This is a genomic window from Salinimicrobium marinum, assembly GCF_014651535.1.
Lineage (GTDB): Bacteria > Bacteroidota > Bacteroidia > Flavobacteriales > Flavobacteriaceae > Salinimicrobium > Salinimicrobium marinum.
In genome coordinates, this window is sequence record NZ_BMXB01000001.1 from 738587 (window position 1) to 754152 (window position 15566).

A 15566-nucleotide genomic window follows, 5' to 3' on the forward strand; every position below is an offset into this window, starting at 1 on the left:
GGGACAGTTAAAAAACAGACTATGGATTATATAAATTTATTTGTTCGAAGTATTTTCATCGAAAATATGATTTTCGCTTACTTCCTGGGGATGTGTTCCTATCTGGCAGTTTCGAAAACAGTAAAAACAGCAGTAGGACTTGGAGCGGCGGTAATTTTTGTACTTACAATTACGGTTCCTATCAACTTCCTGCTTGATAATTACCTGTTACGTCCCGGGGCCTTATCCTGGCTTGGAGCAGAATACGCATCAATTGACCTTAGTTTCTTAAGTTTCATCATGTTTATTGCAGTTATCGCAGCGATGGTGCAGTTAGTAGAAATGATTGTTGAGAAATTTGCACCCGCATTATATGGTGCTCTTGGGATCTTCCTTCCACTTATTGCAGTAAACTGTGCGATTCTTGGAGGTGCATTATTTATGCAGCAAAAAGATTTCCCCGGAATCGATTATGCGATCACTTACGGACTTGGAAGTGGTATTGGATGGTTCCTTGCAATTCTTGGAATTGCGGCCATTCGTGAGAAAATCACCTACTCAAACGTGCCTGCACCTTTGAAAGGACTGGGAATAACCTTTATCATTACAGGATTGATGGCTTTAGGGTTTATGAGTTTTATGGGAATCAAATTATAGAAAAGAGTTATGACAGTTATTATAGCAAGTGTAATTGTATTTTTAGTATTGATCTTAATACTGGTAAGTGTACTGTTGGGAGCCAAAGCAAAACTGATTCCTTCAGGTCCTGTAAAGATCAATGTTAATGGAGAGAAAGATTTGGAAGTTGGTTCCGGTGGAACACTTCTTTCAACCCTGGGGCAGGAAAAATTATTCCTTCCATCTGCCTGTGGTGGTGGTGGTACCTGTGTACAATGTAAATGTATAGTTTCTGAAGGTGGAGGTAGTATACTTCCAACAGAAGAGCCTCATTTTACCAGAAAAGAGATCGCCCAGGGGTGGCGTCTTGGTTGCCAGGTTAAAGTGAAACAGGACATGAAGATCCAAATTCCTGAAGAAGTCTTCGGAATTAAGAAGTGGCAGGCAACAGTAGTTAGTAACTACAACGTGGCTTCGTTTATCAAGGAATTTGTAGTAGAAATTCCTGAAGATATGGACTATAAGGCCGGTGGTTATATCCAGATCGAGATACCTAAATGTGAAGTGAAGTTTGAAGATATGGACATCACAGCACACCCTGAGGAACATCCTGGAGATCCTAAGAAATTCCACGAAGAGTGGGACAAGTTTGGTCTTTGGCCACTTGTGATGCGTAATGTTGAAACAGTTGAGCGTGCTTACTCTATGGCTTCTTACCCAGCCGAAGGAAGAAGGATTATGCTAAACGTTCGTGTTGCTACTCCGCCATGGGACCGTGATAAAAACGCATGGTCAGATGTAAATCCTGGTATTGCTTCTTCTTTTATTTTTAATCAGAAGAAAGGGGATAAAGTAACCATTTCAGGACCTTACGGTGAATTCTTTATTAACCACAGTGAGGCAGAAATGCTTTACGTAGGTGGTGGTGCCGGGATGGCTCCAATGCGTTCTCACCTGTACCATTTGTTCAGAACCCTTAAAACCGGAAGAAAAGTTACTTATTGGTATGGTGGTCGTTCCAAGCGTGAATTGTTCTATACAGAGCATTTCCGTGCACTGGAAAAAGATTTCCCGAACTTTAAATTTTACATCGCTCTTTCTGAACCTCTGGAAGAAGACAACTGGAAAGTTAAAGACGGAATTCATGGTGAAGGAGATGGATTCGTAGGATTCATTCACCAGGTGGTAATTGATAATTACCTGAACCATCACGATGAGCCTGAAGATATTGAATTCTATTTCTGTGGGCCGCCGTTGATGAACAAGGCAGTAGAGAAGATGACAGATGATTTTGGTGTACCTGCTGAAAATGTAAGATTTGATGACTTCGGAGGATAGTTAAAAATCTTTTTGAATTATATACAAAGCAGCTATCGTTCATTCGGTAGCTGTTTTTTATTGGTGTTTTCCGGAATCACCTTCATGGGAAGAGTTTTTTAAAAGCGTTTCTGGCAATCTCTTTTCTTTCTACCTGCCTTATCTATTTATTTCAATCTCTATACTTTCTTTTTATAGTTTCAGTCTTAAGAAGGGTGTCTGGTTATATATTTAATAGGTCTGCTTTTCTTTTAAAAATTCCTAATAGTTGTATTTTTGTTGACATATGAAAAAGGAACTTTCAAAACAGGAACTTCATAACCTCGCAATGAATATTGTGGGCAAGGATCTGGAAGATCAGGGGTTCGAATTTTTAGGTGTGAATAGTAAGCTTAAAAGCGATCCTCAGTTCGTGGCCTTGAAAAACAAAAAACTACACTTTGTAGTAGTGAGGGCGATCGAATATCCGCAGGATCCAAAAGAGATCGATTACATCTTTATGGAATCCATTAAAGAGCACGCGCTAAAATTTGAAGCAATTACCTTCTTTGCGGGTGTGGGAATCGCCCATGCCGATAATTATGAATTACCGGTAAATGATACGGAAAATTACGTGGTAAACTACGACGGACTTCAGGAAATATAAATAATGAAAAAACTACTTTTTTGCTTGGCAATTATTTTCTTCACAGGATGCCAGGAATCTGCCTATGAGGAAAAAGCAGTTTCCGGCAAAGCGCTGGGAACTACCTATACAATTAAATATTTTTCAGAAAGAGACCTAGGGATGGAGAGAGCTCTTGATTCTATCTTTAAAGTGGTGAATAAATCTATGAGTACTTATCAGCCAGATTCCGATATTTCACGTTTGAACCGCGGAGATTCACTGGTGATTGTCGATACTTTGTTTCAAAATGTTTTTTCTCTTTCTCAACAAATTTACAGCGAGAGTGGAGGTTATTTCGATCCTACTGTAGGTGACCTTGTAAACATGTATGGCTTTGGACCTGAGAAAAGTTTAAAGATCATAGATAGTACTACAATTGATTCCCTGATGGTTTTTGTGGGGCTCGATAAGATAAAGATCTCTCCGGAAGGGCAGGTGAAAAAAGATTTTCCTGAAGTTTATCTTGATTTCAATGCAATCGCAAAGGGATATGCTATTGATTTGATAGGCCTTTACCTGGAACAGCAGGGAGCAAAACATTTTCTGGTGGAGCTGGGAGGCGAATTGTTGGCTAAAGGCAGAAATGTTAAGAAAAATACTGCTTGGGTTGTGGGAATTGATGATCCCAATCAGGAGGAAGATCAGCGAACCCTTATAGCGGGTGTTCAACTAAAGGACAGAGCAATGGCGAGTTCAGGGAATTACAGGAAATTCCGGACAGATCCGGAAACGGGTACGACCTATGTACATACCATTAATCCGTTGACAGGATATCCCGAAAAAAGCAATTTGCTTAGTGCTTCTGTGCTGGCAGAAAATTGTGCTTTGGCAGATGGTTATGCCACAGCTTTTATGGCGCTTGGAGTAGAGAAAACATTAAAGACCCTGAAGGATCTTAAGAAAGTAGATGTTTATTTGATATATACCGAAGCCAGTAAAGTAAAAACCTATGCTTCTGAAGGTTTTCAGGCAGTTTTGGTTGAGTTGTAATTATTTCCGGCATACCGGAATAATTTCTCCTTTTGCCAATCTGTATTTTTCAATCTCTTCCGTAGAAAGTTTAGAGGTATAATCCACTTCTTCCACCGTAAAGCCTGTGCTTCTCAGAATGTCGAAGAAATCTCTGCCATAAACCCGTACGTGATCATATTGTCCGAAAATCTTTGCGCGCTCCCGGGGATCTGTAATGGAGTCATCTTCAAAAGTGGTTTCCCTGCTCAAATTCTGCGGAATCTGAAGGACTGCAGTGCCACCTGGTTTTAAGATCCTGTAGAGTTCCTGCATCGCCTTCCGGTCATTTGGAATATGTTCCAGTACATGATTGCACAGAATAAAATCATAAGTATTGTCCTGGAAAGGAAGATCACAAATATCAGCTTTTACATCTGCCAGGGGAGAGTTAAGATCTGTGGTAGTATAATCTAAGTTTGGTAATTCCCGGAAACGTTTGTAAAAGGCTTGTTCCGGTGCGAAATGCAGCACCTTAAGCTCATCTCTGAAAAATGAAGTTTCGTTCTTTAAATAGAGCCATAAAAGCCTGTGGCGTTCAAGAGATAGAGTAGAAGGGGAGAGTACATTTTCCCGCTGCTGCTCATATCCATAGGGAAGAAATTTCGAGAAGCTTTTGCCGTCAATTGGATCTGTTACCTTGTTTCCCTTAAGCGACAAAACCAGGACAGGCCTGGCGACGTAACTGAGTTTAATAAGTAAAGGTCTGGGAATGAAATTGAGAACTAATTTAAAGACTTTCCTGATCATACTTTTATCTCGCCCCAGTTTTCCCCCGATTTAATTCTGTAAAGTTGCATTTCAGAAACCCCAAATTGTTTGGCCAATACTCTAATCCGGGTTTTTCGATTGGGATCAAGCAGCTTCTTTTTTAAAATGGTGGCCTGGGCATAGGTAAGCTTCGAATAACATTTTATGGTCCCAATCTTACGCTTTATTTTATTTTCCTTCACCTGTGGATTTCCCTGCTGGTGTGCCGTCCATTCTTCTTTGGTGACCCAGGCAAGGTTGTTTGCCCGGTTATCTGTCTTTAAATAATTTTTATGGATGACGAATTTATCTCCTTCTTTCTTTTTCAGAAATAATTCGGCTACTACCCTATGAATGTAACATGCCTGTTTTTTGCCTGTTTGAAGATTGGCAACAAAGGTGAGAAAACCCTGAGATTTTCCTCCTCCTATAAGCTCTCCCTTAGGATTCTTGACAAAACTAATAACCCTTCCATAATTCGAGATCGAATACCGAAAACGCTCTTGCCAGGTTTCTTTATGGTAAGGCTTCCATACTTCCTGTCGAAATTTTTTAATCATGTAATTCCAGTTTGACGGCCCTGAACTCTTCCTCTTCATCACTGGAAATTCCAAGGGCTTGATAAATATACTGAAAAGTTGAAAGTAGTTCAGGTTTTCCATCAACTAATGCAACATCATGTTCAAAATGTGCGCTCGGTTTATTATCGGCAGTTAAGATGGTCCATCCGTCTTTTAGCTGGTGAATCCTTTGGGTGCCGGCATTTATCATTGGCTCAATGGCAACGATCATCCCTTCAATAAATTTTTTCCCTCTTCCTCTTTTTCCGTAGTTGGGCATTTCGGGGTCTTCATGCATTTTCTTTCCAAGTCCGTGACCTACCAGTTCTCTTACTACTCCAAATCCATGTTTTTCTGCGTGTTGCTGAATGGCAAATCCCACATCTCCCACTCGGTTTCCTTGCTTAAACTCCCTGATTCCTATATAAAGAGATTCCTTTGTTACCTTCAGAAGCTTTTGGGTTTCAGGATCAATTTCTCCCACGGCAAAAGTATAGGCGTGATCTCCATAAAAACCGTTTTTCACTGCTCCACAATCTATAGAGATGATATCTCCTTCCTGTAAAGGTTTGTCATTGGGAATTCCATGCACTACCTGCGCATTAGGGCTCATGCAAAGAGTGTTGGGGAAATCATACATTCCCAAAAAGCCGGGTATAGCTCCCTGATCTCTTATAAATTCTTCCGCCAGTTTATCAAGCTTAAGAGTGGTCACTCCGGGTTTTATTTCAGGCGCCAGGATTCCAAGGGTTTTGGATACAATAAGGGCACTTTCCCGAAGGAGTTCGATTTCTTCTCTGGACTTTGGAATGATCATATTACGTTTTTAAAAATTTCAATAACCCCTTTTTCTTCTTCATAACCTTAGGGGCTTCAGGCTTTGCGGTGGTCAATGTATGGTAAATTTCGCCCCACGGAGGCAGGCCGTTAATATTGCGGTCGTCAATAAAAAGATCGGCAAGTATTTTTCGGCTTATTGCTTCTTCGTAGACTTCTTCAGGATAACTTTTATTAATGGCGTAAAAAGTAATTCCTTTTTTTTCGCAGAAGTCTACAGCTTCTTCAAGTTTTTCTCCGCTTCTATAAGTCCATAGAATTAATAAATGCCCTTCCTCCTGTAATTTTTTTAAAGTCTCAAAAGCAAACATAATAGGCTTGCCAATTTCCGGATACCTGTTTTCTACCAGGGTACCGTCAAAATCAACCGCTATGGTGAGCATTCTTGACATAAAACAAAAATAAAAAGAATAACAGGATTATGCTAAAGCACTTCCAAAAAGAAGTTCTTCATTTTATCCTTTATTATTCTGCGTAAGGATTTGTGTATTCTTCTCCAGAAACAATTTTGGCAATATCTTCTTCAAACGATTCCTGTGAAAATTCTACAAAACGATTCACTTCCTCCTCATTTTTATAGAATATAATTGTCGGTACCATTTGAAATTCTGCAGTGTGCTCAACATTTTTAGGAAGGGTTTTATTTCTGTCTACTGCCACGATCTCCAGCTTTTCAAGGTCGTAATCTGATTCTTCCAAGATCTTAAACAGCTTTGGAATTTCCCTTTGACTATCGGCACACCAGGTACCCATAAAAATTTCAATTTCGTAGTCATTGATATTGTTCTTAATAACTTCCAGAACTTCGGATGAAGGTTCATAAGAATTGAAAGTTGGTTCAAACCAGCTATTATAGGGTGCCTGTTGAAGGTCTTTTTTGGATATCACGCCGGTGAGCATTTCTTCCTGCTCTGCCTCCTGTTCTGCGATATTTTCGGTTGCTGCAGCAGTTTCACGTTCGTTAGCTTTATTTTCATTCGTGGCGTTTCCGCAACTAAGGGCTGCAGAAATAAAAAGTGCAATAGATAATACTTTCATATTAAAAAAGAGGGTTTTGAGTCATTAAGTGGGGCTTTTCTATTCCCATTAGTTTGAGAATAGTCGGAGCAATGTCTCCTAACTTACCGTCTTTTATATTTTTTACATCTTTATCTACAAGAATAAAAGGAACAGGGTTTGTAGTGTGAGCTGTATTGGCACTACCGTCTGGATTGATCATCATATCACTGTTACCGTGATCGGCAATTACTAATACAGAGTAGTCATTTTCAATAGCGGCATCAATTACCCCTTTTGCACATTCATCTACCGTTTCACAAGCTTTTACTGCCGCTTCGAATACTCCGGTGTGTCCCACCATATCGGGATTGGCAAAGTTGAGACAGATGAAATCTGCAGATTTGCTTTTGATCTCCGGAACGATTTTATCCCGAAGTTCATATGCACTCATTTCAGGTTGTAGATCGTAAGTAGCAACTTTCGGAGATTCTGCCATAATCCTTTTTTCCCCTTTAAAAGGAGCTTCCCTTCCGCCCGAAAAGAAGAAAGTAACATGAGGATATTTTTCTGTTTCGGCTATTCGAATCTGGGTTTTGCCTTCATGTTCCAGGACTTCTCCCAGGGTGGCTTCAATGTTTTCTTTGTTGTAAACCACCCTGATGTTCTTAAAATTTTTATTGTACATGGTCATGGTCACGTAGTACAAGGGTAGACTTTTCATTCCGTATTCCGGAAAATCTTCTTGGGAAAGGGCCTGGGTTAACTGGCGACCTCGATCTGTACGGAAATTAAAAAATATAACTACTTCCTCTTCTTTTAGTGTCGCTACAGGATTTCCGGCGACATCGGTCATTACTATAGGCTTGATAAACTCATCGGTGATTTCCTCGTTATAACTTTTCTGAATAGCCTCAGAAGCATTTTGAGTTTTCTCACCTTTTCCACGAACTATTAAGTCGTAAGCCTGCTGAACCCTTTCCCATCGATTATCGCGATCCATGGCATAATATCTTCCAATGACAGAAGCCAGTTTTGCATTGGTTTTCTTTAAATGAACATCTATTTCTTCAATGAATCCTTTTCCCGAAAATGGATCAACATCACGACCATCGGTGAAAGCGTGAAGGTATTTTTCCTTAATTCCAAATTCTTCTGCTGCAGTTAATAAACCTTTTAAATGATCTATATGGGAATGAACCCCTCCATCACTTAGTAGCCCCATGAAATGTATGGGTTTATTATTGGTTTTGGCATAATTGAAGGCCTGTTCTAAAACAGGTTCCTTAATTAAAGTATTATTCTCGACTGCAAGGTTTATTTTAGCAAGATCCTGATATACAATACGCCCGGCGCCAAGATTCATGTGACCAACTTCGCTGTTTCCCATCTGTCCTTCGGGTAACCCAACATTCATCCCATCTGTCCTCAATTGAGCGGTGGGATATTTCATCATAAGTGAATCTATATAAGGAGTATTGGCTTGTGCAATTGCGGAGGTTTTTTCATCCTGAGAGATCCCCCAGCCGTCCAGGATCATTAAAATTACTTTCTTATTCATCAAAAAAATATTTTCGTAAAGATACGAAACAAAATCACTTTTTGATAGATGGACAGAGGGAAGCTTCCCTGAAGATACTAACGAAAACCATTGAATTTTTTATTTTTTTTTCTTATTTCTGAAAATTAACGTACGGCAGACAATAAAAATACCTTTCCAGGGTTATCATTTGGCTGGTATATGTTGAAAGTTTAATTTACAGCAAGTTATTTTATTGTAAAACCGGTATGGTATCATTGTTGAAATATTTAAAACACAACACTAAAAAACCATTTTATGCTAAACAAATTTCTATTGCTAACTGCGTTTGTAACCGCTTCTTTTGCTTTCACAACTAATTTAGGATCTACTACATATCTTTCTGAAAAAGAAGAAGTTATAGATGAAGTAACTTCAGAAAAGACTACTATTGCTCTTACCGCAGATGAAGAAATTAATCTTCTATACAAGACTTTTTCCGACAATAATGTATCCATGCCATCTCTTATTTCCTTTAAGAGTGCGTTAACAGGTTATGCTATATTAGTGGATGAAGGAAAGATCAAGAATGAACTTTTAACCATAGTGGATTTCAGTCTGTCTTCAGATAAAAAAAGAATGTGGATTCTGGATATGACTACCAATGAGGTGTTGTATCATACTTACGTAGCTCACGGAAGAAATACCGGAGGAAAAATGGCTACTAAATTTTCTAATAAATCTAATTCTTTTCAAAGTTCCCTGGGTTTTTATGTTACCGCGGAAACTTACTACGGTAAAAACGGATTATCTCTTTTTATAGACGGGATGGAAGAAGGAATCAATAGTAATGCCCGAAATAGATATGTTGTAATGCATGGTGCGGCTTATGCCAACCCCGATTTTATTGAGAAAACCGGGAGATTGGGTAGAAGCCTTGGGTGTCCTGCAATACCACAGGCTTTAACTAAAGAGGTCATTGAATTGATCAAAGGCGAATCTGCTTTATTCATTTATCATCCAAATAAAGAATACGCTAAAAATTCAAAATATGTAAATCAGGCTGTTTAATTTCTCTGAAGGGCAGTATAAATTTCTTTGTCTAGCTCATAAACATCCTCAGTAAAGACAGTATTCCCATTGTCCCTCCAGGCGGTCCAGTAAAAATGGTGAACCCGGATGGGACTTTTTATTGGTACCTGTATGGTCTCGCCAGATGCAACTGTTTCATTGATCTTTTCCATATTCCAGTCTTCCTGGCCATCTAATAAATAATTTGCCAGATCAAGTACATCCTGAACCCTTACACAACCAGAACTGGCTGCTCTTTCATTTTGCTCAAATAAATCTTTAGAAGGGGTATCATGAAGATAAATCGCATAATCATTCGGATAAATAATTTTCACCTTTCCCAATGGATTGGCGGGTCCCGATTCCTGTACAAACCGATAGCTCTGCACCTCGTCACCGGACCAGTTAATAGATGATGGATTGATTGCTTCTCCTTCAGCTGATAGTACAGACATGTTACGGCTGCTCAGGTAATCTGGATTTTTTGAAGCTGCGGGAATCACATCTTCATTTTTGATGGTCGAGGGAATATTCCATTCGGGGTTCAGGACAATATATTGAAGGGAGTCACTAAAAATAGGAGTAGGGCGCTCTTTTGTTCCTGCAATCACCTTATGTTCCCTTACCGTTTCACCACCTTTTACTACGGTCAATTCGTAGGCGGGAATATTGATGAGTATGTAATGTTCCCCAAGATCCCTAGGGTACCATCTCCATCTTTCGAGATTTGCCAGGATCTGGAAATACCGGTCTTCAGGACTCATATTTAATTCCCGAATAGTAGAATTCCCTAAAATAGCATCTGTTTGAAGACCTTTTCTATGCTGAAAATTGTTGACAGCATCCTGCAGTCTTTCATCATACAAATTTCCTTCTGAAGTGTAATCTTTATCAAGAAAGTTTAATGTCTTTAGACGTTCAGTAATAGCAGCAATACGTTCATCTTCGTCCCCCGGTTTGATCAATTCCCCCTCCGGAATTTTTTGGATGGAGATATCTTCTTCCTTCAGTTTTTCGTATTCCCCTAAGGCCTTTTTAAGATCGGAATATACCTGATGTTTGGGTTTAAGATCGGTTATTGCATCTTCAATGTTGCCGTTTTCAGCAACATCCTGCAGTAGTTTCTGAAGGTCTTTCTGCTTTCTTTTTACACCCCAGATCTCATACATGCTTTTGGGATCTAGTTTTCCGTAATATAAATGTGAGGCATATTCAAAAAAGGCATCGGTGAGAAGTAGTTCCATCCTGGCTTTTTCTTTTGCAGAAAGATCCCCGGGATCATCCATTAAATCTTCCAATTCACTGCCGTGATAATCCAGAAACTGAAGTCCCTCTTCATTAGATTTTTTTAATTCTCTGTAGAAATCTCTCCTTATTTCGGCATCTCCCCATACAGCCAGATTGGACCGACTGTTGTAAAAATTTTCAAGCTCTTTTTGGTTCAATAACTGATTCCCAATATTCTTCAGATTTCCGGAGATTTCTTCTGAGGAAATTTCAATATCCTCTCCGGCACCATTTCCAAACAAGTTGCCAAAAAAGGAATTGTCGTCATTTTCACTGCCTTCAGATCCGTTATTACAGGAGGCGACGACCAAAGTCAGGAGTAAAATAGCAGACAAATAGGTGTATTTGTTGATCTTCTTTTTCATAAGATAATTTTGATTTGGATACTGGATGATTTCAGGGAATGTGCTTTCCGGTATGAAAAATAGCTTCTTAAGAGCCTTAAATGAAAAAATCTTCAACTTTTATTATTTTTCATTAAGAGCGAAAAATAGTTTTTTCGGTTTAATTCTCTTTTCTGCACAATACAAAACCGGAAGGGGAAAAGAGATCTCTTCTCCTGCCGGTTTAAATTTTTCAGAGATATTTCAGCCGTATTTACTCAGCTTCTACCTGTACATCCCGATAATCTTCATGACGTTCAAACTGTCTTGCAGCATAAGCGCATAAAGGATCGATCTTGAAATTATTTTTACGGGCATATTCTACACTGTGTTTTACCAAAGCGCTTGCCAGGCCTTTGCCTTCCATTTCGGGTTCGGTCTCGGTATGGTCAAGGGTAATAACTCCATTGTCCATTTTTTTGTAGGTTAATTCCGCTACAATATCACCGTCTTTTTCAATATAGAACATTCCGTTGCCGTCCTGCTCTTTCTGCTGAATATTTTTATCCATTTTTGTTTCCTTTTTTGATTTCGTCTACGATTCCATATTCAATAGATTCAGATGCATCCATCCAGTAATCTCTGTTGAAATCTTTGATGATTCTTTCGTAATCCTGTCCACAGTTTTCTGCAAGGATTCTTGCACTTTGTTCTTTTATCTTCAGTATTTCTGCGGCCTGAATTTCAATATTGGAAGCCTGACCCTGCGCACCGCCACTTGGCTGGTGGATCATCACTTTTGCATGAGGCTGAATGAAACGTCTGCCTTTAGCTCCGGCTGAAAGTAAAATGGAAGCCATGGAGGCCGCAAGTCCGGAACAGATTGTGGATACGGGGCTATTCAGGGAAAGCATGGTGTCATATATTGCAAATCCAGAGGTAACATAGCCCCCGGGACTGCTTAAATAAAACTGAATCTCTTCGTCGCTTTCAGAATCCAGGTAAAGCATTCTTTCAATTACGTGCCGTGCACTTTTTTCGTCTACCTGTCCCCACAGGAATACTTTTCTGTCTTTTAATAAGGTGTTATCTATTAAATCCTGAGTTTTACTAGGTTTATCTTTCATTGGTCTGCTTTAAATCTGATTTATATAATTAGTTAAAAATATGACTATTTTTGCAGAAAAACCGGATATGCAACTGGCATTTAACAAGATTTTAAAGGAAGAAATCCCGCTGATTCTTCCGTTTATACAAACCCTTATGGGAAATCAATTTTCAAATGAAATACTTACAGAAAGATTTACCGAAATGTTTGGACAAAATTATGAATGCCGCGGCATTTTTCTAAACGGCGAACTGGTAGGGGTGTTCGGACTATGGTTTATGACCAGGCATTACGCAGGTCGATCTTGCGAGCCAGATCATATCTACATTGATGAAAAGCACAGGAATAAAGGTATAGGTAAGAGGTTATTTGAATTTATCTATAGCTATGCGGAGGAAAGAGGCTGTGAGACTTCAGAATTAAATAGTTATGTAAGTAATTACCGGTCGCACAAGTTTTATTTGAATGAAGGTTATGATATCAAAGGATATCATTTTCTAAAAAAGCTGTAAAATTGTTTGGAAGAATAAAAACTTAAATTCTATATTTGTGGTGTAATTGCGGGAGTAGCTCAGTTGGTAGAGCGTCAGCCTTCCAAGCTGAATGTCGCCGGTTCGAACCCGGTCTCCCGCTCACCAAAAGACTTCGTTGAAAAGCGAGGTCTTTTTTTTTATTTTTTTTGGCATGTGCTCAAAAAAGCTTGCCGGGTGAGAAGCCTGTCCAGAGCGAGCACCGTTAAATGTTTTGCCTATCCCGTATTGCAGGCACACCTTGGGTGGAGGGAAATAAAAAAAACCGAACATTTCTGTCCGGTTTTGGTATCAAAAGAAAAAGTCTTTGTTATCCGTTCATGGAGATTAAAAACTCTTCATTGTTCCTTGTTTGTTTAATACGATCATTGATGAATTCCATTGCTTCCACAGGATTCATATCTGCAAGATATTTACGAAGTACCCACATGCGTTGTAACGTATTTTCATCCAGTAAGATATCATCTCTACGCGTGCTGGAAGAAGTAAGGTCAATGGCAGGGAAGATACGTCTGTTGGCAATCTTTCTGTCCAACTGAAGCTCCATGTTTCCTGTACCTTTAAATTCTTCAAAAATAACTTCGTCCATCTTAGATCCTGTTTCAGTAAGTGCAGTTGCGATTATTGAAAGGGAACCTCCGTTTTCGATATTTCTTGCAGCACCAAAGAAACGTTTTGGTTTGTGAAGGGCATTTGCATCCACACCACCACTCAATACTTTTCCGCTGGCAGGTTGTACCGTGTTATAGGCACGCGCCAATCTTGTGATGGAATCCAGAAGGATCACTACATCATGGCCACATTCCACCATTCTTTTTGCTTTTTCCAAAACAATATTCGCAACACGTACATGCTCATGAGCTTCTTTGTCAAAGGTGGAAGCAACAACTTCTCCTTTAACATTCCGCTGCATATCTGTAACCTCTTCAGGACGTTCATCAATTAATAAGATAATTTGATAAACTTCCGGATGGTTTGCTGCAATGGCATTTGCGATATCCTTAAGAAGCATTGTTTTCCCTGTTTTTGGCTGGGAAACGATCATACCACGTTGTCCTTTTCCAATAGGGGAGAACATATCCATGATCCTTGTGGAAATGGTACTCTGTCTTTCGGCTATATTGAACTTTTCCTGTGGGAATAGAGGAGTAAGGTGCTCAAAAGAAACACGATCTCTTACTACCTGAGGTGCAAGTCCGTTGATTTTGTTGATCTTGATAAGAGGGAAATATTTTTCTCCTTCTTTAGGTGGTCGTACCTGGCCTAAAACAGTATCTCCTGTTTTTAATCCGAACAACCTGATTTGTGACTGAGAAACATAAATATCATCAGGTGATGATAAATACATATAATCTGAAGATCTTAAGAATCCGTAGCCATCCTGCATGATGTCAAGAACACCTTCGCTTTCTATGATCGCATCAAATTCATAATCGGGTTCTTTGTATCGGTTACGGTTGTCGCGGTTTCCGCTGTCCCTGTTTCCTGAATCTCTGTTCCCGGAATCCCTGTTTCCGTTATCGCTGCGATTTCCGGAGTTCTTCTGATTTGAATCCCTGTTTCCGGAATTCTGATTGTCTTTTTGTCGACTGCTGTCTTTTCTGGTATCCCTTTGATTTCTTTTGTCGTCTTTTCTTCCTGAAGAAGACTGATCTTTATCTTTGGGATTGTTACGTTCCTTAGGTTTTCCTGAAGTTTCCTGAGGTTTATTGGAATCCTGCTTAGGATTTCTTTTCGGTTGGGAAGACTCATCTTTACCTGAAGGCTTTTGCTCCTGAGTACCTTCCTTCTTTTCCGGCTCCTTTGTAGTGTCCGAATTTGGAGGTGTCTTACCTTCGCTTTCTTTCTTCACCCGAGGTTTGCGTTGTTTCTTTGCAGGTTTTTTGTCTTCCTGCTTATCATCATCGGTTAAAACTTCCTGTACTTTTTTTGGATTGGAAGCCTGATAATCGAGAATCTGATATACCAAATCCAGCTTCTTTTGCGTACGGTATTTTGGAACGTTTAATGTTTTGGCTATTTCCTGCAGCTCAGGCAGCTTTTTAGCTTTTAATTCTGAAATTTCAAACATGAATGTTTTTGAATAAAATTTGTGTTTGGTTTATTTAACCTTCTCGAGGAAGAATCGAAAAAAAATTGGAGTCTTAAGTAACCTGTGTTGAAATGGTTACGAAATGATACTGCAATTATACGACTTTATTTTTTATTTTAAATATGTATTTTCAAAAGAATCTGTTATTTTTGTGCCTCCATTGAACAAAGTATGTTACAACGAATACAGACAGTTTATCTATTTTTAGCAGCCTTATCAAGCGGCGGATTGATTTTTGTTTTTCATTTGTGGGAAAATTCCCAGGGGGAAGCAGTGTATGCACAGGATGATAATATGGTCTTTATCCTTTTTCTTATTTCAGCTTTGATTTCTTTGGTGACTATATTTTTATTTAAAAACCGAAAGCTTCAGTTTGTGCTGGGGCGACTCAATATCTTATTAAACTTTATTTTACTAGGATTATTTGTCTATTGGTCCCTAATGGTACCTGGAGAGAGTAGCATCTCAGAGAAAGGTATTGGGATGCTGATTCCAATTATTTCTATCGTTTTTTTAGTGCTGGCCAATAAGGCTATCAAAAAGGATGAGGATCTTGTAAAATCTGTGGACCGGTTGCGATAAACCTTTCATCTTAGTAGTATTAGTGCGTAAGAACCCGAAACGAAAGTTTCGGGTTTTTTTGTTGTGCGCCCGGCATGGGCAATAACTGTAGGGTGAAAGTCCCGACATGCTTGACAGTGGGAAGTGTTAGTCAAGGGCAAGGGTGTCCATCGCGAGGTGGAATCTGAAGGAAGCCTAAGACAAATTCCCGGCCTGACGAACAGAAACTGCATACAAGGCCTATGAGGGTTGGATGAGCTTGCAATACAAAGCAAAGTCCAACACTGTCCGGAACCCTTGGGGTAAAAGCGGCAGGTATATGGGAGGAAAGTTATTGCTCTTA

At 39.4% G+C, this 15566-nt stretch carries 17 protein-coding genes and 1 tRNA gene; 8 read left to right on the top strand and 10 right to left on the bottom strand.

What is annotated here, in order from left to right:
* The first annotated feature begins 21 nt into the window (after positions 1-21).
* The 4 genes from nqrE to IE056_RS03165 all read left to right on the top strand — a co-directional run bounded on the left by nqrE (position 22) and on the right by IE056_RS03165 (position 3571).
* Positions 22-636 (top strand): NADH:ubiquinone reductase (Na(+)-transporting) subunit E, encoded by a 615-nt coding sequence (nqrE, locus tag IE056_RS03150; protein ID WP_189603217.1) that lies wholly within the window; start codon positions 22-24, stop codon positions 634-636.
* Positions 637-645: 9 nt separating this feature from the next.
* Positions 646-1935 carry an NADH:ubiquinone reductase (Na(+)-transporting) subunit F gene (gene nqrF, locus IE056_RS03155; RefSeq protein WP_189603218.1) on the top strand — a complete coding sequence of 430 codons (1290 nt, stop codon included), beginning with the start codon at positions 646-648 and terminating at the stop codon, positions 1933-1935.
* Between the two features lie 265 nt (positions 1936-2200).
* Positions 2201-2560 carry a DUF8840 domain-containing protein gene (locus IE056_RS03160; protein WP_189603219.1) on the top strand — a complete coding sequence of 120 codons (360 nt, stop codon included), beginning with the start codon at positions 2201-2203 and terminating at the stop codon, positions 2558-2560.
* 3 nt (positions 2561-2563) lie between these two features.
* A complete protein-coding gene (locus IE056_RS03165) occupies positions 2564-3571 on the top strand; it encodes an FAD:protein FMN transferase (protein WP_189603220.1) in 1008 nt (335 codons plus the stop codon).
* Here the strand turns inward: IE056_RS03165 and IE056_RS03170 are convergent, their stop codons facing one another.
* From IE056_RS03170 to gpmI, 6 genes are all read right to left on the bottom strand, one after another.
* Positions 3572-4336 carry a class I SAM-dependent methyltransferase gene (locus IE056_RS03170; protein WP_189603410.1) on the bottom strand — a complete coding sequence of 255 codons (765 nt, stop codon included), beginning with the start codon at positions 4334-4336 and terminating at the stop codon, positions 3572-3574. It abuts the gene before it with no gap.
* On the bottom strand, positions 4336-4899 hold the full coding sequence (locus IE056_RS03175; RefSeq protein WP_189603221.1) for an HNH endonuclease signature motif containing protein: 564 nt from the start codon (positions 4897-4899) through the stop codon (positions 4336-4338). Before IE056_RS03175 ends, IE056_RS03170 begins: the two co-directional genes overlap by 1 nt.
* Positions 4892-5716, bottom strand: coding sequence for a type I methionyl aminopeptidase (gene map / locus IE056_RS03180; protein WP_189603222.1), 825 nt, complete (start codon positions 5714-5716; stop codon positions 4892-4894). The genes IE056_RS03175 and map overlap by 8 nt, the downstream gene beginning before the upstream one ends.
* A gap of 1 nt (position 5717) precedes the next feature.
* The gene (locus tag IE056_RS03185) at positions 5718-6128 is read right to left on the bottom strand and encodes a BT0820 family HAD-type phosphatase (protein ID WP_189603223.1); all 411 of its coding nucleotides are present in this window, start codon (positions 6126-6128) and stop codon (positions 5718-5720) included.
* 73 nt (positions 6129-6201) lie between these two features.
* Entirely contained in the window at positions 6202-6774 is a 573-nt protein-coding gene (locus IE056_RS03190; RefSeq protein ID WP_189603224.1) for a TlpA family protein disulfide reductase, read from the bottom strand.
* Position 6775: 1 nt separating this feature from the next.
* Positions 6776-8293 carry a 2,3-bisphosphoglycerate-independent phosphoglycerate mutase gene (gpmI, locus tag IE056_RS03195; protein WP_189603225.1) on the bottom strand — a complete coding sequence of 506 codons (1518 nt, stop codon included), beginning with the start codon at positions 8291-8293 and terminating at the stop codon, positions 6776-6778.
* Between the two features lie 276 nt (positions 8294-8569).
* On the opposite strand from gpmI, the gene IE056_RS03200 reads away from it, so the two are divergent.
* Positions 8570-9322 carry a murein L,D-transpeptidase catalytic domain family protein gene (locus tag IE056_RS03200; RefSeq protein WP_189603226.1) on the top strand — a complete coding sequence of 251 codons (753 nt, stop codon included), beginning with the start codon at positions 8570-8572 and terminating at the stop codon, positions 9320-9322.
* Here IE056_RS03200 and IE056_RS03205 read toward each other — a convergent pair.
* From IE056_RS03205 to IE056_RS03215, 3 genes are all read right to left on the bottom strand, one after another.
* Positions 9319-10974: a L,D-transpeptidase family protein gene (locus IE056_RS03205; protein ID WP_189603227.1), complete on the bottom strand. Its 1656-nt coding sequence runs from the start codon at positions 10972-10974 to the stop codon at positions 9319-9321. The two genes, IE056_RS03200 and IE056_RS03205, sit on opposite strands and share 4 nt — an antisense overlap.
* 232 nt (positions 10975-11206) lie before the next feature.
* Entirely contained in the window at positions 11207-11503 is a 297-nt protein-coding gene (locus IE056_RS03210; protein ID WP_189603228.1) for a GNAT family N-acetyltransferase, read from the bottom strand.
* Positions 11496-12059: a ClpP family protease gene (locus tag IE056_RS03215; protein ID WP_189603229.1), complete on the bottom strand. Its 564-nt coding sequence runs from the start codon at positions 12057-12059 to the stop codon at positions 11496-11498. The genes IE056_RS03210 and IE056_RS03215 overlap by 8 nt, the downstream gene beginning before the upstream one ends.
* 40 nt (positions 12060-12099) lie before the next feature.
* Here IE056_RS03215 and IE056_RS03220 point away from each other — a divergent pair, with 40 nt between their 5' ends.
* Together IE056_RS03220 and IE056_RS03225 are read left to right on the top strand one after the other, a co-directional pair.
* Positions 12100-12552 (top strand): GNAT family N-acetyltransferase, encoded by a 453-nt coding sequence (locus IE056_RS03220; RefSeq protein WP_229793634.1) that lies wholly within the window; start codon positions 12100-12102, stop codon positions 12550-12552.
* Positions 12553-12600: 48 nt separating this feature from the next.
* Positions 12601-12673: transfer RNA gene (locus IE056_RS03225), tRNA-Gly, on the top strand.
* A gap of 207 nt (positions 12674-12880) precedes the next feature.
* On the opposite strand, the gene rho is transcribed toward IE056_RS03225, so the two are convergent.
* Positions 12881-14641, bottom strand: a complete 1761-nt coding sequence (gene rho / locus IE056_RS03230; protein ID WP_189603230.1) for a transcription termination factor Rho — start codon at positions 14639-14641, stop codon at positions 12881-12883.
* A gap of 192 nt (positions 14642-14833) precedes the next feature.
* On the opposite strand from rho, the gene IE056_RS03235 reads away from it, so the two are divergent.
* Positions 14834-15244, top strand: a complete 411-nt coding sequence (locus tag IE056_RS03235) for a DUF4293 domain-containing protein (protein WP_189603231.1) — start codon at positions 14834-14836, stop codon at positions 15242-15244.
* The last annotated feature ends 322 nt before the right edge of the window (positions 15245-15566 follow it).

Bases quoted from the DNA above. Each gene is read 5' to 3' on its own strand.
- nqrE (WP_189603217.1), top strand. From the start codon at position 22: ATGGATTATATAAATTTATTTGTTCGAAGTATTTTCATCGAAAATATG.
- nqrF (WP_189603218.1), top strand. From the start codon at position 646: ATGACAGTTATTATAGCAAGTGTAATTGTATTTTTAGTATTGATCTTA.
- IE056_RS03160 (WP_189603219.1), top strand. From the start codon at position 2,201: ATGAAAAAGGAACTTTCAAAACAGGAACTTCATAACCTCGCAATGAAT.
- IE056_RS03165 (WP_189603220.1), top strand. From the start codon at position 2,564: ATGAAAAAACTACTTTTTTGCTTGGCAATTATTTTCTTCACAGGATGC.
- IE056_RS03175 (WP_189603221.1), bottom strand. From the start codon at position 4,899: ATGATTAAAAAATTTCGACAGGAAGTATGGAAGCCTTACCATAAAGAA.
- map (WP_189603222.1), bottom strand. From the start codon at position 5,716: ATGATCATTCCAAAGTCCAGAGAAGAAATCGAACTCCTTCGGGAAAGT.
- IE056_RS03185 (WP_189603223.1), bottom strand. From the start codon at position 6,128: ATGTCAAGAATGCTCACCATAGCGGTTGATTTTGACGGTACCCTGGTA.
- IE056_RS03190 (WP_189603224.1), bottom strand. From the start codon at position 6,774: ATGAAAGTATTATCTATTGCACTTTTTATTTCTGCAGCCCTTAGTTGC.
- gpmI (WP_189603225.1), bottom strand. From the start codon at position 8,293: ATGAATAAGAAAGTAATTTTAATGATCCTGGACGGCTGGGGGATCTCT.
- IE056_RS03200 (WP_189603226.1), top strand. From the start codon at position 8,570: ATGCTAAACAAATTTCTATTGCTAACTGCGTTTGTAACCGCTTCTTTT.
- IE056_RS03205 (WP_189603227.1), bottom strand. From the start codon at position 10,974: ATGAAAAAGAAGATCAACAAATACACCTATTTGTCTGCTATTTTACTC.
- IE056_RS03210 (WP_189603228.1), bottom strand. From the start codon at position 11,503: ATGGATAAAAATATTCAGCAGAAAGAGCAGGACGGCAACGGAATGTTC.
- IE056_RS03215 (WP_189603229.1), bottom strand. From the start codon at position 12,059: ATGAAAGATAAACCTAGTAAAACTCAGGATTTAATAGATAACACCTTA.
- IE056_RS03220 (WP_229793634.1), top strand. From the start codon at position 12,100: ATGACTATTTTTGCAGAAAAACCGGATATGCAACTGGCATTTAACAAG.
- rho (WP_189603230.1), bottom strand. From the start codon at position 14,641: ATGTTTGAAATTTCAGAATTAAAAGCTAAAAAGCTGCCTGAGCTGCAG.
- IE056_RS03235 (WP_189603231.1), top strand. From the start codon at position 14,834: ATGTTACAACGAATACAGACAGTTTATCTATTTTTAGCAGCCTTATCA.